This window comes from Solwaraspora sp. WMMD406, assembly GCF_029626025.1.
In the GTDB taxonomy this organism is placed as follows: domain Bacteria; phylum Actinomycetota; class Actinomycetes; order Mycobacteriales; family Micromonosporaceae; genus Micromonospora_E.
Genome location: NZ_JARUBF010000001.1, coordinates 5,459,739 through 5,483,664 on the forward strand (window position 1 = coordinate 5,459,739; position 23,926 = coordinate 5,483,664).

Annotated in this window: 20 protein-coding genes; 11 read left to right on the plus strand and 9 right to left on the minus strand. The window is 70.1% G+C overall.

Going from position 1 to position 23,926, the window contains the following annotated elements:
• Positions 1–16: 16 nt before the first annotated feature.
• Genes O7632_RS24130 through O7632_RS24140 form a run of 3 tightly spaced genes read right to left on the minus strand, consistent with a single transcriptional unit; the run spans position 17 to position 3,128 of the window.
• Entirely contained in the window at positions 17–880 is an 864-nt protein-coding gene (locus tag O7632_RS24130) for a carbohydrate ABC transporter permease (protein ID WP_278117469.1), read from the minus strand.
• The gene (locus O7632_RS24135; protein WP_278117470.1) at positions 880–1,845 is read right to left on the minus strand and encodes a sugar ABC transporter permease; all 966 of its coding nucleotides are present in this window, start codon (positions 1,843–1,845) and stop codon (positions 880–882) included. Before O7632_RS24135 ends, O7632_RS24130 begins: the two co-directional genes overlap by 1 nt.
• Positions 1,842–3,128, minus strand: a complete 1,287-nt coding sequence (locus tag O7632_RS24140; RefSeq protein WP_278117471.1) for an extracellular solute-binding protein — start codon at positions 3,126–3,128, stop codon at positions 1,842–1,844. Before O7632_RS24140 ends, O7632_RS24135 begins: the two co-directional genes overlap by 4 nt.
• A gap of 182 nt (positions 3,129–3,310) precedes the next feature.
• Here O7632_RS24140 and O7632_RS24145 point away from each other — a divergent pair, with 182 nt between their 5' ends.
• Positions 3,311–5,323, plus strand: a complete 2,013-nt coding sequence (locus O7632_RS24145) for a beta-galactosidase (protein ID WP_278117473.1) — start codon at positions 3,311–3,313, stop codon at positions 5,321–5,323.
• A gap of 734 nt (positions 5,324–6,057) precedes the next feature.
• Positions 6,058–7,947: a glycosyl hydrolase 53 family protein gene (locus tag O7632_RS24150; RefSeq protein WP_278117475.1), complete on the plus strand. Its 1,890-nt coding sequence runs from the start codon at positions 6,058–6,060 to the stop codon at positions 7,945–7,947.
• 247 nt (positions 7,948–8,194) lie between these two features.
• Here the strand turns inward: O7632_RS24150 and O7632_RS24155 are convergent, their stop codons facing one another.
• The gene (locus O7632_RS24155; RefSeq protein ID WP_278117477.1) at positions 8,195–9,667 is read right to left on the minus strand and encodes an SDR family NAD(P)-dependent oxidoreductase; all 1,473 of its coding nucleotides are present in this window, start codon (positions 9,665–9,667) and stop codon (positions 8,195–8,197) included.
• Between the two features lie 262 nt (positions 9,668–9,929).
• Here O7632_RS24155 and O7632_RS24160 point away from each other — a divergent pair, with 262 nt between their 5' ends.
• From O7632_RS24160 to O7632_RS24185, 6 genes are all read left to right on the plus strand, one after another.
• Complete coding sequence (locus O7632_RS24160) at positions 9,930–10,259, plus strand: hypothetical protein (RefSeq protein WP_278117479.1); 330 nt, start codon at positions 9,930–9,932, stop codon at positions 10,257–10,259.
• A gap of 65 nt (positions 10,260–10,324) precedes the next feature.
• Positions 10,325–10,876 carry an RNA polymerase sigma factor gene (locus O7632_RS24165; protein ID WP_278117481.1) on the plus strand — a complete coding sequence of 184 codons (552 nt, stop codon included), beginning with the start codon at positions 10,325–10,327 and terminating at the stop codon, positions 10,874–10,876.
• A complete protein-coding gene (locus O7632_RS24170; protein ID WP_278117482.1) occupies positions 10,873–11,670 on the plus strand; it encodes a hypothetical protein in 798 nt (265 codons plus the stop codon). The genes O7632_RS24165 and O7632_RS24170 overlap by 4 nt, the downstream gene beginning before the upstream one ends.
• Before the next feature lie 109 nt (positions 11,671–11,779).
• Complete coding sequence (locus O7632_RS24175; protein ID WP_278117483.1) at positions 11,780–12,580, plus strand: ABC transporter ATP-binding protein; 801 nt, start codon at positions 11,780–11,782, stop codon at positions 12,578–12,580.
• Positions 12,577–13,989 (plus strand): hypothetical protein, encoded by a 1,413-nt coding sequence (locus tag O7632_RS24180; protein WP_278117485.1) that lies wholly within the window; start codon positions 12,577–12,579, stop codon positions 13,987–13,989. Before O7632_RS24175 ends, O7632_RS24180 begins: the two co-directional genes overlap by 4 nt.
• Positions 13,986–14,600, plus strand: a complete 615-nt coding sequence (locus O7632_RS24185; protein ID WP_278117486.1) for a hypothetical protein — start codon at positions 13,986–13,988, stop codon at positions 14,598–14,600. The genes O7632_RS24180 and O7632_RS24185 overlap by 4 nt, the downstream gene beginning before the upstream one ends.
• Positions 14,601–14,667: 67 nt before the next feature.
• Here the strand turns inward: O7632_RS24185 and O7632_RS24190 are convergent, their stop codons facing one another.
• Positions 14,668–15,057 (minus strand): hypothetical protein, encoded by a 390-nt coding sequence (locus tag O7632_RS24190; protein WP_278117488.1) that lies wholly within the window; start codon positions 15,055–15,057, stop codon positions 14,668–14,670.
• A 183-nt stretch (positions 15,058–15,240) separates the two neighbouring features.
• Positions 15,241–15,657: a hypothetical protein gene (locus tag O7632_RS24195; RefSeq protein WP_278117490.1), complete on the minus strand. Its 417-nt coding sequence runs from the start codon at positions 15,655–15,657 to the stop codon at positions 15,241–15,243.
• Positions 15,658–16,054: 397 nt separating this feature from the next.
• Here O7632_RS24195 and O7632_RS24200 point away from each other — a divergent pair, with 397 nt between their 5' ends.
• From O7632_RS24200 to O7632_RS24210, 3 genes are all read left to right on the plus strand, one after another.
• Positions 16,055–16,396: a DUF4212 domain-containing protein gene (locus tag O7632_RS24200; protein WP_278117492.1), complete on the plus strand. Its 342-nt coding sequence runs from the start codon at positions 16,055–16,057 to the stop codon at positions 16,394–16,396.
• Positions 16,393–18,078, plus strand: a complete 1,686-nt coding sequence (locus O7632_RS24205; RefSeq protein WP_278117493.1) for a sodium:solute symporter family protein — start codon at positions 16,393–16,395, stop codon at positions 18,076–18,078. The genes O7632_RS24200 and O7632_RS24205 overlap by 4 nt, the downstream gene beginning before the upstream one ends.
• 193 nt (positions 18,079–18,271) lie before the next feature.
• Entirely contained in the window at positions 18,272–20,794 is a 2,523-nt protein-coding gene (locus tag O7632_RS24210) for a low temperature requirement protein A (protein ID WP_278117495.1), read from the plus strand.
• Here the strand turns inward: O7632_RS24210 and O7632_RS24215 are convergent.
• The 3 genes from O7632_RS24215 to O7632_RS24225 form a co-directional block, all read right to left on the minus strand.
• Entirely contained in the window at positions 20,750–21,166 is a 417-nt protein-coding gene (locus O7632_RS24215; RefSeq protein ID WP_278117496.1) for a DUF664 domain-containing protein, read from the minus strand. The genes O7632_RS24210 and O7632_RS24215 overlap by 45 nt on opposite strands.
• A gap of 243 nt (positions 21,167–21,409) precedes the next feature.
• Positions 21,410–21,592 (minus strand): hypothetical protein, encoded by a 183-nt coding sequence (locus tag O7632_RS24220; protein ID WP_278117498.1) that lies wholly within the window; start codon positions 21,590–21,592, stop codon positions 21,410–21,412.
• Between the two features lie 12 nt (positions 21,593–21,604).
• Complete coding sequence (locus tag O7632_RS24225) at positions 21,605–23,752, minus strand: cellulase family glycosylhydrolase (RefSeq protein ID WP_278117499.1); 2,148 nt, start codon at positions 23,750–23,752, stop codon at positions 21,605–21,607.
• Between the last annotated feature and the right edge of the window lie 174 nt (positions 23,753–23,926).

Sequence of the window (23,926 nt, forward strand, 5' to 3'; positions counted from 1 at the left end):
CACGCCCGGATCGGTGTCACGCTTTGATGGATCCGGTCAGCAGGTCGATCCGCCAGTACCGCTGCAGGGAGAGGAAGAGCGCCACCAACGGGATGATCGACAACAGCGACCCGGTGATCACCAGACTGTACAGGGCCGGGGTGGTCGAACCCTGGTTCAGCAGGGTGTACAGGCCGAGGGTGACGGGGAACTTGTCGTCGTCGGCGAGCATGACGAACGGCAGCAGGAAGTTGTTCCAGATCGCTACGAACTGGAACAGGAACACCGTGATCAGGCCGGGGATCATCATCGGCACGGCCACCTGACAGAAGATCCGGAACTCACCGGCCCCGTCGGTACGGGCCGCCTCGATCACCGAGTCGGGCACCGCCGCCGCCGCGTAGATCCGAGCCAGGTAGATGCCGTACGGGCTGATGATGCTGGGCAGCAGCACCGACCAGTAGGTGTCGGCCAGCCCCACCTTGGCCAGCAGCAGATACTGCGGCACGGCGAGGATCACCCCGGGGACCAGCACCCCGGCGAGCAGCATGTTGAAGATCGCCGAACGGCCGAGAAAGTCGTATTTGGCCAGCGTGTAGCCGCTGAGCCCGGACAGCGCGGCGGACAGCACGGCACCGACCCCGGCGTACAAGGCGGTGTTGGCGACCCAGCGCCAGAACTGCCCACCCCGGTACGCCGACAGTTCGGCGATGTTGGCGACCAGCGCGTCGCCGGGGGCGAAGGTGAACGTGCTGAACAGGCTGGATCCGCTCTTGGTGGCGGCGACCAGCACCCAGGCCACCGGCAGCAGGCAGTAGGCGGCGCCGACCAGCAGCACGATCGTCGGCACCAGCTGCGGTCGGAGCCGGTGCGGTCGTCGGCGGGTGATGGCGGTCGCCATCACCGCTCCTGACCGAAGGCCCGCCGCTGCACCAGGCGCAGGAAGCCGAACGACAGCACCAGCGTCGCCAGGGCGACGATCACCGAGGTCGCGGCGGCGGCGTACCGGTCGTCGGTGGCGAACGCGTCCCGGTAGATCTTCATCAGCGGGGTCCAGGTCGACGAGATCGAGTTGGTCAGCGGACGCAGCGTCATCGGCTCGCTGAACACCTGCAGGGTGGCGATCATGGTGAAGACGGTGGTCATCACCAGCGCCGGAGTGAGCAGCGGGATCTTGATCCGCCAGGCGATCTGCAGCTCCGAGCAGCCGTCGACGCGGGCCGACTCGTACAGCTCCGGCGGGATCGCCCGCAGCGCGGTGAACAGCACGATCATGTTGAAGCCGACGCCGCCCCAGAGCGCGATGTTGACCACCGCGTAGAAGACGGTGCCGGTGCCGAGCAGGTCGGGCTGGGGGCCACCGATCCAGCCGAGCGCGTCGTTGAGCGGGCTGGTGGCGGGCAGGTAGAGGAAACCCCAGAGCAGACTGGCGATCACCGCCGGGACGGCGTACGGCAGGAAGATCGCGATCCGGCTGAACCGGTGCAGGCCGACCCGGGGGCGGTCGAGCAGCAGGGCGAACAGCAGCGCCGAGCCGAGCATCACCGGCACCAGCAGCGCGCCGTAGCCGAGGACCCGCACCGCACCGGTCAGCAGCGTCGGGTCCGCCAGCGCGGCCCGGTAGTTGTCCAGGCCGGCGAAGACCTCGGTACGCGCGCCCCGGCCCAGCCCGAGGCCGGAGACCTGCACCTTGCGCAGGCTCAGGTGTACGGCGTACCCGATGGGTAGCAGGAAGGTCAGCACGAACAGCGCCACCGCCGGGGTGAGAAAGACGTACGGCACCGCCGTCCGTCGCCCCCGGCGTCCCCGGCGGCGACCGATTCGGGCGCGGTCGGCGACGTCGGCCACCGGTGTCACCGGGCTCATTCGGCGATCGAGAAGCCGTTGTCGCGCATGTCGTCGACGGTGGCGGTCTGCATCGCGGCGACCGCGTCGACGAACGGCGCACCGTCGGTGATCGCCGCCGCGAACGAGTCCATGTACGTCTGGTAGGTGACGTTGACGTTCGGTCCCCAGGTGAACCCGGCGGCGGTGTCGGCGATCTCCCGGGCGAGGGGGTAGAAGTCGGGCTGGTTGGCGAAGAACGGCGGCGGGTCGGCCAGCGCCGGGCCGGTCTGGGCGTCGCGGGCGGCCGGGTAGACGGCGGCCTCGCGTACCAGCAGCTCGGTGGCGGCCGGGTCGGTGTTCATCCAGGTGGCGAACTCGACGGCGGCGTCCCGGTGCGGGGAGGCCTCGGTGACGCCGGTGGACGAACCACCCCAGTTGCCGGTGACGGTGGCACCGGCGGTCCACTGTGGCAACGGTGCCATCTCCCACAGGCCTTCGGTGTCGGCGGCGTTGCCGGCCAGCACACCCGGCCCCCAGATGGCGCTCGGCCAGGCCAGCAGGGTGCCGTCGTTGAGCGCCTGGTTCCACTCCGGGGTGTACATCGGCTGGTCGTCGACCACGCCTTCGGTGACCAGGCCACCCCAGAACTCGGCCACCTGGCGGGTGGCCGGGTCGTCGACGGTTACCCGCCACGCCTCGCCGTCGATCGCCCACCAGGCGGCACCGGCTTGTTGGGCCAGCCCGGCGAACCAGCCGGGGTCGTTGGCGGAGAACGTGGTCAGGTAGTGGTCGGTGGTCTGCGCCCGCAGGTCGCGGGCGGTCTGGGCGAACTCGTCCCAGGTGGTCGGTACGGTCAGGCCGTACTGGTCGAACAGGTCGGCGCGGTAGTAGAGCATCATCGGCCCGGCGTCCTGCGGGATGGCGTAGACGGCGTCGGTGCCGAGGGTGACCTGCTGCCAGACGCCCTCGGCGAACGCGCTCTCGGCGTCACCGGCCAGTTCGGCGATGTCCGCGAGGACGTCGTTGCTGACCAGGGTGGGCAGCGACTGGTACTCGACCTGGGCGAGGTCCGGCGGGTTGCCGGCCTGGTTGGCGGTGAGCAGCTTGGTGACGATGTCGCCGCCACCGGCCTGCTTGCTCACCGTGACCTGGATGTCCGGGTTGTCGGCGTTCCAGGCGTCGACGACCTTCTCGATGTTCGGAGCCCAGGACCAGAAGGTCAACTCGACCGGACCGTCGTCACCCGAGTCGGTGCCGCAGGCCGCGACCAGGCTGGCGGCGAGGGCGGTGGTCACTATCGTGGCGCCGAGGGAGCGTCGCATCTCAACCTCTCAACTTTCGCCGGTGTCATCGGTTGGTCATCGCGCGGAAATCTCTGGGAGCGCTCACAGTCTTGGTCCGCAATCTCGTTGTGTCAAGACACACATCGATACCAACTAGGCTGCTAGAGCATGTGCGATCATTCGGATACATCGTTGGAAGCGCACACAGTTCGGAGCGTCATATGGGGCAGATAGCACCGATTCCCCGGCTGAACCGGCTGGCGTACGGCGGGGACTACAACCCCGAGCAGTGGCCACCCGAGGTCTGGGCCGAAGACCTGGCGTTGATGCGTGCGGCCGGCGTCAACCTGGTCAGCGTCGGGATCTTCTCCTGGGCGCTGTTGGAGCCGGCCCCCGGCGAGTTCGACTTCGGCTGGCTGGACGAGGTGCTGGACCTGCTGCACGACGGGGGGATCCGTGTCGACCTGGCCACCCCGACCGCCGTACCGCCGGCGTGGTTCCGTCGGGCGCACCCGGAGGCCCGACTCGTCGACCACACCGGCACGATCCTCGGTGGCGGCGGCCGGCAGTCGTTCTGCCCCAGCTCACCGGCGTACGCGCGGGCCGCGACCCGGATCACCGAGGCGATCGCCACCCGGTACGCCGACCACCCCGCCCTGGTGCTGTGGCACGTGCACAACGAGTACGGCGGAGTCAACGCGCTCTGCTACTGCCCCGCCTCGACCCGGGCGTTCCGTGACTGGCTGCGCGAACGCTACGCCGACGACCTCGCTGCCCTGAACACCGCGTGGGGCACGAGCTTCTGGGGCCAGCGCTACGGCGACTGGGCCGAGATCGAGTCACCGACGACGGGACCGACGACGGTCAACCCGGCGCAGGAGCTCGATTTCCTCCGGTTCTCCTCGGACGCGCACCTGGCCAACTTCCGCCGCGAACGCGACATCCTGCGCCGGCACACCCCCGACGTGCCGGTGACCACCAACTTCATGCTGGCCAACTGCAAGACCTTGGACTATTGGCGGTGGGCGCGGGAGGTCGACGTCGTCGCCAACGACCACTACTTGCAGGCCGAGCGGGCCGACAACTTCATCGAGCTGGCGATGTGCGCCGACCTGACCCGGTCGGTGGCGACCGGCCGGCCCTGGCTGCTGATGGAGCACTCCACCAGTGCGGTCAACTGGCAACCGCGCAACGTCGCCAAACGTCCGGGCGAGCTGGCCCGCAACAGTCTGTCTCATGTGGCGCGTGGTGCCGAGTCTGTGTTGTTCTTCCAGTGGCGGGCCGCTCGGTTCGGGGCGGAGAAGTTCCACTCGGCGATGCTGCCGCACGGCGGCACCGCCACCCGGATCTGGCGGGAGGTGGTGCGTCTCGGCGCCGACGCCCTGCCCCGGCTCGACGAACTGCGCGGCACGACCGTGGTCACCGACGCGGCGATCCTGTGGGACTGGCAGTCCTGGTGGGCGCTCGAACTGGCCTGGCGGCCCTCGGTCGACCTGGACTACCGCGACCGGGTCGAGGCCTACTACGAGCGGCTGTGGCGCGACCGGCTGACCGTCGACTTCGCCCATCCCGAGCAGCCGCTGGACCGCTATCCGCTGGTCGTGGTGCCCAGCCTCTACCTGACGACGTCGGCGGCGGCGGACAACCTGCACCGCTACGTCGACCGCGGCGGCACCCTGCTGGTGTCGTACTTCTCCGGGATCGTCGACGCCGCCGACACCGTGCACCCCGGCGCCCACCCCGGCGCGCTGCGCGAACTGCTCGGGCTGACCGTGGACGAGTTCCTGCCGTTGCGGGCCGGTGAGACGACCCGTCTCGACGGCGGTCTCGTCGGGGACGTCTGGGCGGAGGCGATCGATCTGGCCGGTGCGGAGTCGGTGCTGGGCTACGTCGACGGACCGGCGGCCGGGCGGCCGGCGATCACCCGGCACACGGTCGGCGCCGGCACCGCCTGGTACATCTCGACCCGCCTCGACGCCGCCGCGCTCGCTCCGATCCTGACCCAGGTGTACGCCGAGGCGGACCTCGCACCTCCCGCCGGCGTGCCCGACGGCGTCGAACTGGTCCGCCGGGCGGGCGCGACGGCTGACTACCTGATCGCGATCAACCACACCGGCGACGACACGGTGCTGCCGGCCACCGGAGTCGAGCTGATCACCGGCGTGAGCTGTGCCGGCGCGGTAGCGATGCCGGCCGGCGAGGTACGGGTGGTACGCCTCGACAGACCGACATGACCGACATGACCGGCGGGTCGGGCGGGCCGGTCAGGTCGGGCGGGCCGGTCAGGTCGGGCGGGCCGGTCAGGTCGGGCGGGCCGGTCAGGTCGGGCGGGCCGACCGGCCACGGCACAGACACCCCTTGACATAGATGGACGATGATGGTTCCGTGAGCGCTCACAGTGTTGCTTCTCCGTGACGGGCACGCTTCCTGCGCATTACCAGGCCAGAGCCGCGACTCTGCCGCTGTACGCGCTCCCAGCTCCGCCCGTACCGGCACGGCATCACCCGCACCCCGCCACGGCACAGGCCGGATGCCGCTGGCGCCCTGGGTCCGTCTCCACCGAGAAGGGGCGCAGCCATGCGCATCCGTAGCCCCCTGTCCGCCATGGTCGTCCTCACGACCGCGATAGTCATCCTCGCCACCGCGTTGATCGTCGTCACCCGGGCCCGTCCACCGCCGGCCGCCCGTCGGAAGAACTCGTCAACTCCGGTTTCGAAGACACCACCGACCTGGCCGATCCGCTCGGCTGGACCGAGACCAGCGACCACGACGCCGCCCACGTGGAGGCGGGCGGACGCACCGGCGACCAGCGGCTCAGCCACTGGTCGGCGACGGCGTACCGGGTGCAGACCCGCCAACAGCTGGCCGGGCTGACCCGGGGCACCTACACACTGCGGGCGGCGGTGCGCTCCAGCAGAGGTCAACGCTCGGCGTACCTCGCGGTTCCGGCAACATCCTCACCGCCGCGTTGGCCGCGCAGGGCGGCTACCCGGCGACGCCGCAGGGCCAAGCCGAGGCGTTGCGCGCCATCGTCAACGTCGTCGCCGCCGTACCGGGCGGGCAGGGGTTGGGCGTCATCTACCGGGAGCCGACCTGGACCGCCGTCGACGGTGCCGGCTGGGACCCGGGCGACCCGACCTCCGGCGACGGCTGGGAGAACCAGGCGTTGTTCGACTACTCCGGAAAGGCGCTGCCCCGGACTGCGGGTCTCCACCGACACCGTGACACACGACAAGGGAGAGAAGCGATGACCATCCGTACCCGTGGATTTTTTGGACGCGCGGCGCTCGCGCTGGTCACGGTGGCCGCGACCGGCGCGGCCGCGTTCGGCGTCGGCCTGGCCGGCGGTACGCACGGAGCCGCGCACGCCGCCGCGACGTTGACCAACGGCGGATTCGAGGCGGCCGGCGGCACCCAGACCCCGTCCGGTTGGGGCGAGTATTCGTGGTCCGGGCACACCAGCGCCAGCTACACCGAGACCGGCGGCCGTTCCGGCGGCTACCGGCTGTCGCACTGGGCATCCAGTGCATATCAGGTGGAGACCTACCAGTACCTGTCCGGTCTGACCAACAGCAGCTACACCGCGCGGGCCTGGGTCCGCTCCGGCGGCGGGCAGTACGAGGCGTTCATGGCGTTGCGCAACTGCGGCGGCGCCGAGGCCCGGGTGGCGATCCCGACCACCGGCAACTGGACGCAGATCTCGGTCACCGCCCAGGTCAGCAACGGACAGTGCACGGTCGGTTTCGTCTCCAACGCCCGTGCCGGGAACTGGATCAACGTAGACGATGTGGAGTTCGCCGGTGGGCCGACCGGCAATCCGGGCGTACCCGGCGGATTCCTGGTCGGCGCCGACTTCTCGACGTTGAAGAAGAACGAGGACCGAGGCGCGGTCTACCGGGACGCCGCCGGCAACCAGCGCGACGCGGTGCAGCTGCTGCGGTCGGCCGGCGTCAACTACGCCCGGCTGAAGGTGTGGGTGAACCCGACCGACGGCTACAACAACAAGGCCCGGGTGCTGGAGATGGCCAGCCGGGCCAAGGCGCAGGGGATGCGGCTGCTGGTCGACTTCCACTACTCCGACACCTGGGCCGACCCGGGCAAGCAGTACAAACCCCGGGCCTGGGCGAGCTATGGCGTCGACCAGCTGCGCGACGCGGTCTACCACCACACGTACGACGTGTTGAGCGCGCTGAAGGCGCAGGGCACCACGGCTGACATGGTGCAGGTCGGCAACGAGATCAACGACGGGATGCTGTGGCCGGAGGGGCGCAGCAACAACTGGGCCAACCTGGCGACGTTCCTGACCGCCGGGGCGCAGGCGGTCAGGGCCGTCGACGCGAACACCCGGGTGATGCTGCACCTGGCCGAAGGCGGCAACAACAGTCAGCACCGCTGGTGGTTCGACCAGGCCACCTCGCGCGGAGTGCCGTTCGACGTGATCGGGGTATCGCACTACCTGTACTGGCACGGCTCGATCAGCAGTCTGCGCAGCAACCTCAACGACCTGGCGGCGCGCTACCAGCGGCCGGTCGTGGTGGTGGAGACCGCGTACGGGTTCACCACCGCGCAGCACGACCACGAGCCGAACATCTTCAACTCCTCGCTCGCCTCGGCCGGCGGCTACCCGGCGACGCCGCAGGGCCAGGCCGACGCGCTGCGGGCGGTCTTCGACGCGGTCAAGGCGGTGCCGGACGGACGCGGCCTCGGGGTCTTCTACTGGGAGCCGACCTGGACGGCGGTCTCCGGCTCCGGCTGGGATCCGGACAACCCGTCGTCGGGCAACGGCTGGGAGAACCAGGCGGTGTTCGACTACTCCGGTCGGGCGCTGCCGGCGCTGGCCGTCTTCGGCCAGGTCTGACCCGGCGCTACCGAGCCGGCACCGCCGAGCAGCAGGTCCGGGTCCCGGGCATTCGGCCAACCGGGACCCGGACCCCTTTCAGCGGGTGGCACGGCCACGGCATCGCGGCCTATGACGCCTGTTGGCTGATCCCCTCCTCTCGCGGATGGCCGCCGGTTCCCACTGCGCGTGCCGACGCTGAAACCAGGAATGTCTCGGGATCGCGCACCCTTTCGGGTGTTCGGCCGACACGCGCCCTGCCCCGTCGTCACCAGGCGGCGGGAGCGTAGTCCTTCAGGAAGCAGCCGAACAGATCCTCGCCCTGCTCGCCCCGCACGATCGGGTCGTACACCCGGGCGGCGCCGTCGACCAGGTCCAGCGGGGCGTGGAAGCCCTCGTCGGCCAGGCGCATCTTCGTCGGGTGCGGCCGTTCGTCGGTGATCCAGCCGGTGTCGACGGCGGTCATCAGGATGCCGTCGGTCAGCATCTCCCGGGCGCTGGTACGGGTCAGCATGTTCAGCGCGGCCTTGGCCATGTTGGTGTGCGGATGACCAGGTCCCTTGTAGCCCCGACTGAACACTCCCTCCATCGCCGACACGTTCACCACGTACTTGCGCCGGGCCGGCGCGGCGGCCATCGTCGGGCGCAGCCGGCTGATCAGGATGAACGGCGCGACGGAGTTGCACAGCTGCACCTCCAGCAACTCCACCGCGTCGACCTCGTGCACCCGCTGCACCCAACTGTTCACCGGGTCGAGGTCGGGCACCAGCCCACCGGCGTCGATCGCGGTGGCCAGGGCGATCCGGTCCGGGGTGGCCGAGCCGCTGGTCAACGCCAGCGCGGTGAGCGCCTGCGGGGTGATCGCCGACGACTGCGGCGCCCCGGTGGCGATCGCCGTCGCGGCGTTGCCTCGCCCGCCGGCCGGCGCGAAGCTGACGATCTCCGGCAGCGGCCCGTCGGGCAGCGGCGCCGACTCGGCGGAGACCAGGTGGGCGTACGCGCCGGGGCTGCGCCGGACCGTCTGCGCCGCGTTGTTGATCAGGATGTCCAGCGGCCCCTGCGCGGCGACCGCGTCGGCGACCGCGATCACCTGGGCCGGGTCGCGCAGGTCGACCCCGATTATCCGCAGCCGGTGCAGCCACTGGTCGCTGTCGTCCATCGCGGCGAACCGGCGGGCGGCGTCCTGCGGGAACCGGGTGGTGATCGTGGTGTGCGCGCCGTCGCGAAGCAGCCGCAACGCGATGTACATGCCGATCTTGGCCCGGCCGCCGGTGAGCAGCGCCCGTCGACCGGTCAGGTCGGTACGGGCGTCGCGGCGCTCATGGTTGAGCTTCGCGCACGGCGGGCAGAGCTGGTGGTAGAAGGCGTCGACCTCACGGTAGCGCTCCTTGCAGATGTAGCAGGCGCGGGGCTGGCGCAGGATGCCGGCGGTGGCGCCGACCGTCGACGACACCAGCGGGATGCCCTTGGTCTCGTCGTCGATGCGCCCGGGTGCCCCGGTGGCGGTCGCGGCGGTGACGGCCCGGTCGGCGGTGAGCACGGCGTCGCGCCGCTCGGCCCGCCGCTGGCGTTTCACCGACTTGTACAGCTTGGCGGTGGCCCGCTGCACCCGTACCACGTCGGGGTGGTCGGACGGCAGCGCCGACAGCGCCTCGATGACGTCCAGGCAGACCGCCAACCGCGCCGGGTCGACCCCGGCCGAGGCCAGATCACCATCCGGTCGTACGTCGTCCACCGTCATTCCCGTACCCGTCTCGTCCCTGGCGCGTCACCGATGCGACCTGAAACTCTACGCACCAGGGCCGGCCGGCCGCGAGGCCGCCGTACCGCACTCAGTCGCGCCACAGGACGGTCAACTGGGCCGGCTGCTGGCGGGACCAGAAACACGTACGGCCGGGCCGGACCTGCCAGGGCGTCCTTGCGACGGCACCGACCGGCGTCAGATCGCCGTCGACCCCGGCGACACCGTGGTTCGTCCAGGCCCAGCCGCTGCCGTGCCAACCGTGCCGCCACAGGTCACCGTGCCGGTCGAGCAGGAACGCCTGCGGATGTTCGGCGCTGGTCGCCGACGCCCGCCGCAGCGCCGCCCCGACGACCTGCTCCTGGCCGATCGAGGTGAAGGAGTCGACCGCCGGTGCGCCCTGCTCGTCCCACCACCAGCGGGCACCATCCCACCAGGCGAGCCAGAGCCGGCCATCCCGGCCGGTGACAAGACGTACGGCCGCTGGGCGGCACCGACGCTGTCGCGGACCGCGACCGCGCCGACCGTACGCATGATCGTCGTGCCCGGCGAATCCGATCGGACACCCGCATCAGCACCACTCCCCCGGTAAGGAAGTGTGACCCAGGTAACCCGACGTGGAAAACCGGGACGGTACGGCGGATCGTCTTGCCTGTTGTGAGACGGAGCCTGGACGCACTCGACGAGGGTGAACTGCTGCGCCGCGTCGCCCGGGGCGACCGGCGGGCCTTCGACGAGCTGTACCGCCGGACTTCGCCGTGGCTGACCGCCCGGCTGCGGCGGCGGTGTGCCGACGACGACATGGTGGCCGAGGTGCTGCAGGACACCTACCTGGCGGTGTGGCGGTCAGCCGGCAGCCAGGCCCAGGACGCGGCGAGGGGCAGCGCGGTCGGCTGGCTGTGGACCATCGCCGCCCGGCGGCTGGTCGACGCGTTCCGGGCCCGGGCCCGCCGGGACCGGGTCCCGGCGGTGCAGGCCGTCGTCACCGTCGCACCCGCCGCCGAGGAGGAAGCTCTCGCCGGCCGGATGGACGCCGACCTGGAGCAGGCGCTGCTGGCGCTGCCAGCCAACCTGCGCCAGGTGCTGCGCGCGATGGTCCTCGACGGTCTGACGACCCGGGAAACCTCGGTGCTGCTCGGCATGCCGGAAGGAACCGTCAAGACGTACGCGCGGCGGGCCCGGATCGCGCTACGGGAGGCGCTGTCATGACCGTTCACCCCACCCCGATCCTCATTTTCCGCTACGCGACCGGGGACGCCGGCGTCGACGACGCGACGGTCTGGGCGGTCGAGGCGCACCTCGAGTCCTGCGCGCCCTGCCGGGCACGACTGGCCGACGCCGTCGAGCCGGCCGACCGGCAGTTGCTGGACCGGGTGGCGGTCGGCGTCGCGACCGGCATCGCCGCCGGCCCCGCGCCAGCGAAGCACCGGTGGCTGCTGCGCCGTACCGGTGTCGCCGCCCGGATCCTGCCGTGGCTGGCCACGGTGGTCGGGTTGATGGTGATCGCGGCGCTGTTCGAGTTGACCTTCGACGCGATGCCGTCACTGGTGCTGCTGATCGCGCCGGTGGCACCGCTGCTGCCGGTGGCTGCGGCGTGGAGCCGGCGTACCGACCCGGCCTGGGAACTGGTCGCGTCGATGCCCCGCACCGGGCTGGCGCTGCTGCTGCGTCGCACCCTGGCGGTCCTGACCGCGGTGGTCCCGACGCTGGCCGCGGCAAGTTGGTGGACCGGGCACTCGCCGGTCCGGTGGCTGCTGCCCTGCCTGGCCTTCACCGCCGGTGCGCTGGCCCTCGGCGGGCTGGTCGGCGTGGACCGGGCGGCGCTGGGGCTGTCGGTCGTCTGGTCCCTCGGTGTCATCGCACCGAGCCTGGCGGGCCGGCGACTGCCGGTCATCCTCGAAGCCGGCAGCTGGCCCGGCTGGGCGGTGGCCACCGGCGTACTGATCGCGGTGGTGCTGATCCGAGCCACCGACCACCGCCGGCCGGGCATCGACCAGCGCTGACCAGAGTTACTCGGTGCCGATCAGCGGTGCGCGGCCGGTGCCGCACCTGGTCCGACTTCCTCGGCTGGCGGAACCTCTGCCGGTCAAACCGACGAACGGAGAGATCTTGATGCGTGCGGTCAGCGCGGCGGAAACCGCCCCGACCACGTACGCGTGGGCGGTGCACGCCGAAGCTCTGGTGGTCCGGGCCGGCCGGCATGTCGCCGTCAACGGGCTCGACCTGGCACTGGGCACGGGCGTGCACGGACTGCTCGGCCCCAACGGTGCCGGCAAGACCACTCTGATGCGGGCGCTCGCCACCGTGGTGAAGCCCAGCGGCGGACGGCTCGACCTGCTCGGTGAGCCCATCACCGGCCGCGCCGACCTGCGCCGGGTACGTCGGCGCCTCGGCTACCTGCCACAGCACTTCGGGTTCTACCCCCGGTTCACCGTCCGCGAGTTCGTCGAGTACATGGCGTGGCTCAAGGAGATGCCGAAGGGGGAGATCCCGAGTGCCGTGCAGCGAGCGGTCGACCGGGTCGGCCTGACCAGCCGGGCCGACTCGAAGCTGAAGACCCTCTCCGGCGGCATGCTGCGCCGTGCCGGTATCGCCCAGGCGATCGTCAACGATCCGGAGGTGCTGCTGCTCGACGAACCGACCGTCGGACTCGACCCGGAACAGCGCCTCGACTTCCGGGAGCTGCTGCGCGACATCGGCGTGGACAGCTGCGTGCTGGTCTCCACCCACCTGGTCGAGGACGTCGCGGCGGCCTGCACCGACGTGGTGCTGGTCTACGAGGGCCGGCTGGTGTGGCAGGGCGGCGCCGCGCAGCTGGCCGAGCAGGGCGGTGCCGGCGACGCCGGGGACAGCGCCACCGAGCGTGGCTACTCGGCGCTGCTGCGGGCGTACCGGGGGCAGGTGTCGGCTTGACCGGGCGGATCATGACCACCGAGGTGCGCCGGACGGCGGTGCCCGGCATCGCCCTGCTGCTGCTGGTGATCGGCGCGGCGTTCACCCTGCTGTCGATCGAGTTCTTCGCCAGCGGGTGGACCCAGCTGGCCCTGTACGGCCGAGGAACGCTGCTGCTGCTGATCCCGTTGGCGTTGGCCGGCGGCGCCTGGCTGGGCCGGCGGGACCACCGCAACCGCGTCGGTGAGCTGTTCGCCACCACGGTGCGCCCGCGCTGGCAGCGGACCCTCCCGCTCGCCGTCGGCTACGCCGCCACCATGGTCGTGGTGTACCTGCTGGCCACCGGTGTCGGGGCGATCTGGGTGGTGTCGAGCGCCGGCTACTTCTCCCCGACCGTGCTCGGCATCGTCGCGGTCGGCGGGCTGGGCATGGTCGCCGCCAGCTGGCTGGGCATGGCCGCCGGCCGGGCCGTACCCCGGATCGTCACCGCACCGGTGCTTGCCGTCGTCGGGTTCGCCGTGGTGGCGCTGCTGCCGGACTTCGTCTCGATGGCGGGCTACGACGCCAACTTCGTCAAGACGCGGCCGGACCCGTCCGCGCTGCTGCTCACGCCCACCTTCTCCGGCGGCCTCGACGACCTGCAGACCCTCCCGGCCTCGGTCAGCGCGCTACAGGCGGTGTGGTTGGCCGCGTTGGCCGGCACCGCGCTGCTGCTGATCGGTACCACCCGCCGCGGCCTGCTCGCCCTGGCGGTGCTGCCCGCTGTCCTCGGCGCGGCGGTGGCGGTGCCGCTGCTGCCCACCGGCGGCTACTACGGGGCGGCGGTCATCGACCCCGCCGCCGCCGAACTGGTCTGCGACGACGACGGTCCGCAGGTGTGTGTCCGCAAGGTACACGCGGCGTTGCTGCCCGACATCGTCGGGCCGGTCCGCGAGACGCTCGCGCTCGCGGCGGCCAAGCTGCCCAACCCGCCGGTACGCGCGGAGGAGACCGCGCGACCGGCCGCGTACGCGGCACCTGACCAGCCAGCGGTACGGCACGACATGGACACCCTGGTCTTCGACTGGCCCGGGTTCACCCCGGGCGGGAAGGTCGATCTCGGCGACGGGTACTTCCGGGCGGAGCTGCTGGAGTCGGTATGGGCGCAGGACTGCCAGGAAAGCAGCGGCATACCCGGCCAGATGATGTCCGTTTCCAACCCGGTGCCCTACCTGGCGGTGGCGGTGGCGGTGGCCTGGCTTGCCGGCGAGCCGCCGCAGCAGCAGAGCTGGTGGCGACCCGAGGACAAGCAGCAGATCGAGAGCGGGTACCAGGCACTTACCGCGCTGCCGGCCGATCAGCAGCGCCAGCTCGCCGGGCAGGCCCGCGAGGCGGCCCTCGCCTGCGACTACGACCGGTTCGAGGAGCTCCTGCTGGCCGGTCCCCGATGAGGTGGGTCGGTCTGTACCTGCGCTCCCGCCGGGTGCCGCTCGCCGCGGTCGTCGCGGCCGGTGCCAGCGCCCTGGTCTGGGCCGCCTGGCCGTACTTCTCCGACGGGCAGACGATCAACGCCCGGGTGCTCAGCGTCACCGTGCTGATCGCGGCGGTCGCGCTGGGCACCACGCTCAGCGGTGCCGACGACGCTCTGGATCACTCGGCCTCGGCTCGCTGGCCGGTCCGCCGCGCCGTCCACCTGCTGCTCACCGCCGCCGCGATCGTCGCGCTGCTGCTGGTCACCACGGTGACCGAGGCGCGGTTCGAGCCGCTCGGTGTGGTGGTCCGCAACACGGTCGGTCTGCTCGGGCTGACCGCGCTCGGGGCCACGCTGCTCGGGGCCGCGTTGTCCTGGATCGCGCCGTTGACCTGGACCCTCGTCGCGATCATGCCGTGGATGGGACCGAGCGAGCAGCTCCGGATGCAGCTCGGCGCCTGGCTGGTCCAGCCGGGTGACACCACCGTCGCGACGGTCTGCGCGGCGGTGTTGGCGGTGACCGGCCTGGCCGCGTACACGGTGCGCGGCTGCCCGTTGCGGCCGGCTACCGAGACGGCGCCGAATCAGTGAAGTGCGGCGGGCCGATGCCGGGGCGGGTCGAAGGATCCGCCCCGGCGCATCGGGCCGACCCGACGGGTCAGCGGTAGCCGGCGACCAGTCGGGAGTTGTGCTTCTCGGTGGCGCGCAGCGCCAGGATCGGGCCGGCGATCAGGTACGCCACCCAGGTCGCTGGCAGGGTCAGCCATCCGATGAAGATGAACGTCAGCAGGACATTGATCCAGAACAGCACCCAGAAGGACACCATCAGCACGATGCCGGTGGGAACCTTGCCGGCGTAGATGTTGCCGATGCCGAAGATCCCGAACAGACCGGGCACGAGTTCCAGCGCGACCGCCGCGCCGGCGGACTTGGGCATCGCCACGCCAGGGCCGGCGACGGGTCCGTAGCCGCCGGGCTGGTACGGCTGGCCCGAGGTGGGCACCGGGTGTTGCTGCGGTGCCGACTGGTAGGGGTTGGGGTACGTCACCCCGAGAGTGTTTCAGCGGCGGCCCAGCTGCGGAAACCGTACGTTCGGTCGACCCATGATCATGGGCGGCGCTTCGTCGGGCCCGCCCGGGCACCGTACGCCGACCTGAATCGGCACTCCGGCGGCGGCGGACGGCTAATGTCGCACCGACCACCTGGGTATCGGAGTCGTCGCCGGTGCGCCCTACCGGATCGTGATCAGCCGCATCGCGGTGCGTAGTAGCACGACCGCCGCGCCGCCGACCATGACCATGCCGATCCCCGGCATCAACTGGCCCCAGCTGTCGGTGGCGGAACTGAGGTAGATCAGCCGGGCGGCCTGCCACCCGACGATGGCGGCCACCGCGAGGCCAGGCAGCAGCGCGTGCCCGATCGCCACCATGCGGTACGGCAGCAGCGCGCCCGCGATGGCGATGACGCCCGCGCAGAGGGTCCACAGGCCCGGACCGACCGTGCCCGAGAGCGAACCGAAGGGCGTGATCACCCACGGGAGAAGTGAGCCGACCAGCGCGAGCAGGCCGCCGACGATCATGCCGACGCTACCGGCGTGCAGGACGCGTCGCCGTGCCGGCGCGGTGGCGGTGGTTGCGGTGTCAGCCATGACCGGATGCTAGGTGGCGACGCCCGGGGTGACCTAGCCGGCAATCGGTGAGTGGTCGGACCGGGCCGCTGGACGGCTCGTCAATCGCCACATATGCCGCGTTTCCCCGACCTACCGGCCGCTCACCTGACCCCGTCGACCGTTCGTGGGACCCGGCAGACCGCTTACCGCCCCAACCCCGCGTCAAGCAGATCGACTCTTGATTGATCGGGCTCGGTCACGTTCTCTTCCCAGATTAAGGGTGTGACCGACCGCACAAGCCGCCGGGCAGGCGACATGTGCTCGCGGTGCGGCGGATCGGGCAGCGGCACCGCCACGGCACGGCGACCAGCAGGTCTGCCGTGTCGCGGCCCGTCACCGGACCTGCCGTTCCCATGACGACCGAGGAGGCCCCACAGTGACCGAGGTAACCCCCGATAACAACCCTGGTGGCGGCGAGTCGCCGCCACCAACGACCCCGCCGGACAACGGCTGGCGACAGCAGTACTGGCGCCGGAATCTCCGACTCATGGTGATCCTGCTGGCGATCTGGTTCGTCGTCTCGTTCGTGTTCGGCATCCTGCTGATCCAACCACTGAACAACATCGTGATCGCCGGATTCCCGCTCGGCTTGTGGTTCGCCCAGCAAGGATCGATCTACACATTTGTCATCCTGATTCTGGTGTACGCCAAGATGATGGACCGCCTCGACAACGAGTACGGCGTGAGCGAGCGCCAGCCGGAAGGGAGCGAGAAATGAGCTCCATCCAGACCTGGACTCTCGTCTTCATCGGCGGATCCTTCGCTGTTTATCTTTACATCGCCTGGCGTAGTCGGGTGAAGGAAACAACCGGATTCTACGTCGCCGGTCAGGGAATCCCCACCATCGCCAACGGTGCCGCCGTCGCCGCAGACTGGATGTCGGCCGCGTCGTTCATTTCGATGGCCGGGTTGATCGCTTTCCTCGGATCGGACGGCTCGATCTACCTGATGGGCTGGACCGGCGGCTACGTGCTGTTGGCCCTGCTGATCGCCCCGTACCTGCGTAAATGGGGCAAGTTCACGGTGCCGGAATTCGTCGGTGACCGGTATTCGGAAACCGTCCGGACCATCGCCGCCGTCGCCGCGCTCATCATCTCGTTCACCTACGTCGTCGGTCAGATGCGGGGCGGCGGAATCGTCTTCAGCCGGTTCCTCGGGCTGGACATCACCGGCGGCGTCATCGTCGCGGCACTCGTCATCTTCGCGTACGCGGTACTCGGCGGCATGAAGGGCATCACCTGGACCCAGGTGGCGCAGTACACGGTGCTGATCATCGCATATCTGATCCCCGCCATCGCGGTGGCACAGCAGATGACCGGTATTCCCATCCCGCAGGTGTCCTTCGGGCAGATCTTCGACGAACTCAACGCGCTCAGCGTCCAGATGGGACTGAGTCAGTTCACCGAGGCGTTCTCGGCCCGACCACAGATCGACGTATTCCTGGTGACGATGTCGTTGATGATCGGCACCGCCGGCCTCCCGCACGTGATCATCCGGTTCTACACCACGAAGACGGTCCGAGGCGCCCGCTACTCGGCGTTCTGGGCCCTGTTCTTCATCGCCCTGCTCTACACCACCGCCCCGGCGGTGGGCGCGTTCACCAAACTCAACCTGCTGGAGTCGGTGAACGGGATCGCGGTCGACGCCCTGCCGGCCTGGGTCAACAACTGGGCGGCAACCGGGCTGATCACGTTCGCCGACGGTGCCCAGACCATCGAGTCGGTCAGCAACAACCCGGCGTCCGGAGCCGATCTGGTGGTCAACAACGACATCCTGGTGCTGGCCAGCCCGGAGATCGCCGGACTACCCGCACCGATCGTCGGCCTGGTCGCGGCCGGCGGCATGGCGGCGGCCATGTCCACCGCCGCCGGTCTGCTGCTGGTCATCTCCTCGTCGTTCTCGCACGACCTGTACTTCCGCCGGATCAAGCGGGACTCGACCGACAAGCAGCGGTTGCTCGCCGGCCGGATCGCCATGGGTCTCGCGGTGTTGATCGCGGTGTACGCCGGCATCAACCCGCCGGCGTTCGTCGCCCAGGTGGTCGCGTTCGCGTTCGGTCTCGCAGCGGCGAGCTTCTTCCCGATCATCGTGCTCGGCATCTTCTGGAAACGGTGCAACGCCACCGGTGCCGCAGCCGGCATGGTGTCCGGCATGGTGTTCACCGCCGCGTACATGATCTACACCCTGGAGGTCTTCGGTACCCAGGCCAACCCGCACATCTTCGACATCAGTCCGGAAGCGATCGGCACCATCGGCGCCATCGTCAACTTCATCGTCACGATCGTCGTGTCGAAGCTGACCGCACCACCACCGGCGGAGATCGCGGAGATGGTGGAAAACATCCGGTACCCGGCCGCCCGCCGTACCGTGTCGGCCGGTAGCTCCGCCGACGCGGCCTGATCCACGCCATCAGCCGACCCTCGAACGGCCCCGGAGGGGGCGGGCCCCGACAACGACGTCGGGGCCCGCCCCCTCCGGCTGCTCCGGGCGGCGACCCACCACCACCTGCCTGATCGGCCGGCCGGGACGCGGCCAGCGGTCACGGATCCGGCGATCCGCTCCGGTACGCGGCGATGGTTGCCAGAGTTGGGGCGTGCACGACGACAGCCCGCACCCCCATCCGACCGCCGGCGGTCTCCGCCTGGTGCGCCGCAACCCGCTGGTGACCGGTGACATCAGCTGGATGGAACTGTTCGTCGACCTGTTCTTCGTGTTCGCCTTCCTGAAGGTCACCACCCTGATGGCGGCCGACCTGACCGTGGTCGGCATGTTGCGCGGGGTCCTGGTGATCCTGCTGCTGTGGCACTGCTGGACCTCGTGCGTCTGGCTCGGCAACGTCGTCCACCTGGACCGGGGCGGCATGCCGCCGATGATGGTCGGCATCGCCGCCGTCGTGCTGATGATCGGCGTGGCCGTGCCGGAGACGTTCGTCGACCTGCCGGGCAGGCTACCCGGACCGGTCGTCGTGGCGGTCGGTTACCTGGCCATCCGGGTCAGCGTACTCGTGGTCCTCACCCGGTCCCGCTGGTCCGAGGGTCCGGCCGGCCGCCGGCCGGCCGCGATCTCCTGGGCGACGCTCGCCGCGTCGGCGTCGGTGCTGCTGACCGCCGCGCTGCTACCGCCGCACCTGCCACCTAGGTTCGACGGGGACCTGGTACGGCTGATCCTGTTCGCGTTGGCGCTCGCCATCGACTTCGTCATCCTGACCGCGGTCGGCCGGGGCACCTGGCAGATCGTCTCGCCGTGGCACCTGGCCGAACGGCACGCGCTGATCGTCCTGATCGCGCTGGGCGAGACGATCATCTCGATCGGTACCGGCGGCCGGGTCGGCGTCGACATCCCGGTCACCTGGCCGCTGCTCACCGCCGCCACACTCGGCCTGGTCGTCGTGACCGCCCTGTGGTGGAGCTACTTCGACCTCGCCAAGATCCTCGCCGAGCACGCCCTGTCCCGGCGCTCCGGCGTGGACCAGACCCGGATGGCCCGGGACGTGTACAGCGGCCTGCACCTGCCGATGATCGGAGGGCTGATCTTCTTCGCCCTCGGCCTCAAACACGCGATCGCCACCATGACCGGCGGCACCGAACACCCGTGGACCGTCGCCGACGCGGTCATCCTTTTCGGCGGAGTACTGCTCTACCTGCTGGCGCTGGTCGCCTTCGAATGGTTGTCCGGGCGCCTGCTGGGTCGCAGCCCGATCCTCGGCATCGCTCTGCTGCTGGGTCTGCTCCCGGTAGCCGCCCGGGTCCCGCCATTGGGCTCGTTGGCGCTGCTGTCCGTTGGCGTCGTGGCGATGCTCGTCGCCGACCGGACCGTGTTCCGCAGCCGACACTCCCAACTGCACCGGCTGACCGAATCCGAGTCGTCGCGCCTGCACGGGGTCACTCCCCGCGAACTCTTCCTGGACCTGGTCTTCGTCTTCGCGTTCATCCAGGTCACCACGTTGATGACCCGACAAACCTCGGTCCTGGGCATCGTCCGGGGGCTGACCCTGCTGGCACTGCTGTGGTGGGCCTGGACCTCCTACTCCTGGCTCACCAACGCGGTCCGCACCGACACGGTCCTGGTCCGGATCACGACGATCGGCATCGCCGCCTCGATCATGGTGATCGGCATCGCCACCCCGCAGGCGTTCGAACCAGCCGCCGGCAGCCTGCCCGGCTCGCTGATCATCGTCGCCTGCTATCTCGCCGGTCAGTTGATGCAGACCGTGCTGATCCTGCACGCGTCGCGCACCGAACCGGTGCTGCGAGAGCTCGCACAGCAGAACGCCGTCCCGTCCACGGCCGCGCTGGTCCTGCTCGCCGGGTTCGCGGTGGTCGAGCTGGTGACGACCGACCGGTTGGCGGGGATTCCGGCGGTCACGTTGCTCTGGGTCTCGGCGCTGGCCATCCAGCTCGTCGGCAGCTATCCGACCGGGGTCGACTCATGGCGGCCCCGCTCCATCCGGCACTGGGTGGACCGGTACGCGCTGATCATGCTCATCGCTTTCGGCGAGGCGATCATCTCGGTCGGTCTGGCCGTCGCGGATCAGCCGATCTCGACCACCGTCATGATCATCGTCGGCACAGCGGCGGTCGCCGTCGGGGCCTTGTGGTGGCCGTACTTCACCACGATCGACTCTGCCCGTCTCGCTCTGGAGGCACAGACCGGCGTCGACCGAGCCAGACTCGCCCGGGACGGGTTCACCTACCTACACCTGCCGATGGTCGCCTGCGTCATCCTGATCGCGTACGGCCTCCACCAGGCAGCCGTGCCACCCGACGAGACGGGCATCCGGTTCGGTCACTACGCCTTCTACTGGGGGGTGGGGTTCTACCTGCTCGCCAACCAGGTGTACTGGTGGCGTACCTGGCGCGCGCTCAGTTGGTATCGGATCGTCAGCGCCAGCGTGGTCATCGTGCTGGCGTACCCGACCGCCTCGCTGCCCGCCGTCTGGACGCTGCCGGCGCTGACGGTGTTCGGGCTGATCTCCGCGGCCGCCGAGTTCCGCCTGGTAGGCGATCTGCGGACCCGGTCACCGCAACCGAGCCGCACCCGGTCACCGCAACCGACCCCGACCCCGACCCGGTCACCACAACCGAGCCGCCGGCCCGGTGACCCGAGGACCCGCTGACCACGACGGTTCGCCGGCCAGGAGACCGCGCCCTACTGCCCGACCGCCCCGTCGATACGTTCCCGCAGCGTCCTCGCCGGCCATCACCCGCCGGAACCAGTGCCGATCCACGTCCGCCATGTGCCGGACCAGCCCGAGCAGGGACATCGTCGACGGCAGCACCAACCTACGCGCCAACTGCTCCGGCTCCAGACCATGGCACTTGAGCTCCAGCGTCCGCCGATGCCAGTGCAGGAAGCCGGAAAGCGTGGCGCGTTCGTCGCCGCGTGGCGCCGCCGGAAACGCTCCGGCATGCGGGTGGCCGAACTGGCTGACGCGGTAGGCGTCGCCCCGACACGATCCGTTACTACGAACCCTGCCTAGCTGCTGCAAGGCGCCGGACCGGACCGACGCCGGCTACCGGCTGTACGGCGCCAGAGCGGTGGAACGGCTGCGCTTTCGTCCAGGGCTGCCAGCGCCTCGGGTTGCGGCTGCGGGAGATCGCCGACCTGCTCGCCGTACGCGACACCGGGGCCTGCCCCTGTGAGCCGGCCGACCGGTTGCCGCCGGCCGACTGTCCGTCCCCCGAGCCGGGCCACTGGTGCCCGCCGGAGGACAGATGTCCACCGGACCACCTCACCAGCGACGAGGAAAGGAGGTGATCATGATGCTGGCGACGACCACCGCGTACGACTGCGAACCGGACTGCTGCGGACCCGACTGCTGCTGCGGACCGACGGCGGCGGTCCGGTCCGGTGTCGCACGAAGACCGGGACGGACGCCGCGGTGGGTGCCGCCGAGCGCGCCGGCGACACCCACCAGGTGGGCGACCTACGAAGCGGTGCCGGTGACGGACGAGCCGCTACGGCGCACCGTGTACGTCACGGTCGCCCCACTCCAGAAGTGGAAGGTGAGCGTGACCGGGGCGTTGTCGTTCACCTCGGCGAAGAAGGTCGAGGTCAACGAGATGGTGTTGGCGCTGTAGTTCGGCGCGAACGTGACGTCGAACTCCTTGTACGACGTCCAGTTGTGCGGGCCGGCGTTGGACCCGTCGGCGTACCGCGCCTCCATCGTGGCCAGTTGGTCGCCGTTGAAGGCGGTCGGAATGCTGAACGCCGACGTGGTGCCGGTCGCGTTCTGCAGCACCGGCCGGTCGTGCGAGAGGATGTTGATCCGCCAGGGCACACCAGCGGAAAAGTGGGCGTGCAGGGTGGCGTTCACCCCGTACGCCCGGTTGCCGACCAGTCGGGTGACGGCGGACGCGGTCAGCGTCAGCTGGTTGCCGCTGATCGTGTAGTCGGTCCCCCGCACCAGCTCGGTGTTGCCCTGTCGCAGGCTCTGGAAGGTCAGACCGTTGAGGTTGAGCGCGAGGGTCTTTGCGGTGATGCCGCCGGTGCGCGGAACGAAGATCATGTCACTGGCGGCGGTGCCGGACCGGGTGGTCCAGCTCGACTTGATCTGCGCGATGAGCTCGGGGTCGCTCCACTGGAAGCTGGTCCGGCCCAGGTGCTGGCCGTTGTCCCAGAGTTGGGTGGCGATCTTGCGGGTCCGGGTGTGGTAACCGAAAAACTCGAAGAACTTGAGCTTCTCACCCTGTTGGATGGTCCCGGTGTGCCGGTCGAAGCCGAGCAGACCGTACTCGCCGATGACCACCGGGATGCCCCGGGAGACGAACGTGTTCTGCACCCGGTTGAGTGAGTCGATCACGTCCTGTTGCGCGGTGGCGTCGAACCGGTATCCGCCGGCCACGTTGACACTGAACGGCCAGTAACCGTAGTAGTGCACGGTGGCGATCAGGTTGGGGTCGTTCAACGCGGTGAAGGTGCTGGCCAGTTCGTCCAAGCGCGCCTGGTCCGACGAGGTGTGCAGGGTCGGCAGGATGAGCAGCCGGGTGGCGTTGTTTCCGCCGGATCCCCGGACGATCTGGTGGAACCGACGGTTCAGCTCGTCGAGCAGCTGCGCGTTCTGCGCGTCGCCGGAGCTGTTGGCGAACTGCGGCTCGTTGACGCTTTCGAAGTGCAGCTTGGGCGACGAGTCACGGAACGTCGCCGCCAACTGGGTCCACAGGGCGCTGTAGCGGGCCAGGACGGTGGTCCGGTTGCTCGGCATCTGGTGGATCCACTGCCACGAGTCGTGATGCAGGTTGATCATCACGTACAGGTCCTCGGCGAGCGCCCAGTCGACGACCTGTTTGACCCGGGCCAACCGGGTCGGATCGATCGTGTAAGTGGGGGCCGCGCCGTGGTGGTGGGTCCAGGTGGTCGGGATGCGGATGCTCTTGAAGCCCTGGGCCTTGATGTTGCGGATCAACGCCTGGGTGACCAGCGGGTTGCCCCACGACGTTTCGCCGCTGCCGGCCAGGTTGTCGCCGGTGGCGTCGAGGGTGTTGCCGAGGTTCCAGCCGGGCTGCATGTCGTCGACGATCGCCTGGGGGTTGCCCGGCGGGCGCGGGGTGCTGGTCGGGGGCGCGGTCGTCGGGGGCGCGGTGGTCGGCGGTGCCGTCGTGGGCGGTGCCGTCGTGGGCGGTGCGGTCGTCGGGCCGACGCTGCCGGTGCAGGTGACGCCGTTGAGCGCGAACGAGGTCGGGGCGGTGTTGCTGCCGGACCAGGAACCGTTGAAACCGAAGGAGACGGTCGCGTTGGTGCCGAGGTTGGCGTTGTAGCTGACGTTGGTCGCGGTGACCTGGCCGCCCGAGCTGGTGATGGTGGCGTTCCACGCCTGGGTGACCTGTTGCCCGGACGGGAAGGTCCAGGACAGCTGCCAGCCGCTGATCGGGTCGCCGAGGTTGGTGACGGCGACGTTGGCGGTGAAGCCGCCGGGCCACTGGGACGGTGCCGAGTAGATCACCCGGCAGCCGGTGGCCGCGTGGGCGCTGGCGGCGACGGCGAAGCTGCCGCCGAGCAGTGCGGCGGTGACGCCGCCGGCGACCAGGCCGGCGCGCCACCGTCGGCGGCCCGCTGTCGTTGTCTGTCGTGTCATGTCGCTCCTCGCCGTGGGGTGCCTGCACGCAGGCATGAGGGACGGGCACCGGCGGTCGGGGAGGCAGCCAGCACCAGCGAAGTGGCCGCAGACTAAGTCGGGAGCCTAAACTTTGTCAATCGGCGACGACCTATGTAGACAACTGACGATGCGTCTACGAGAGCGGATCGGAGC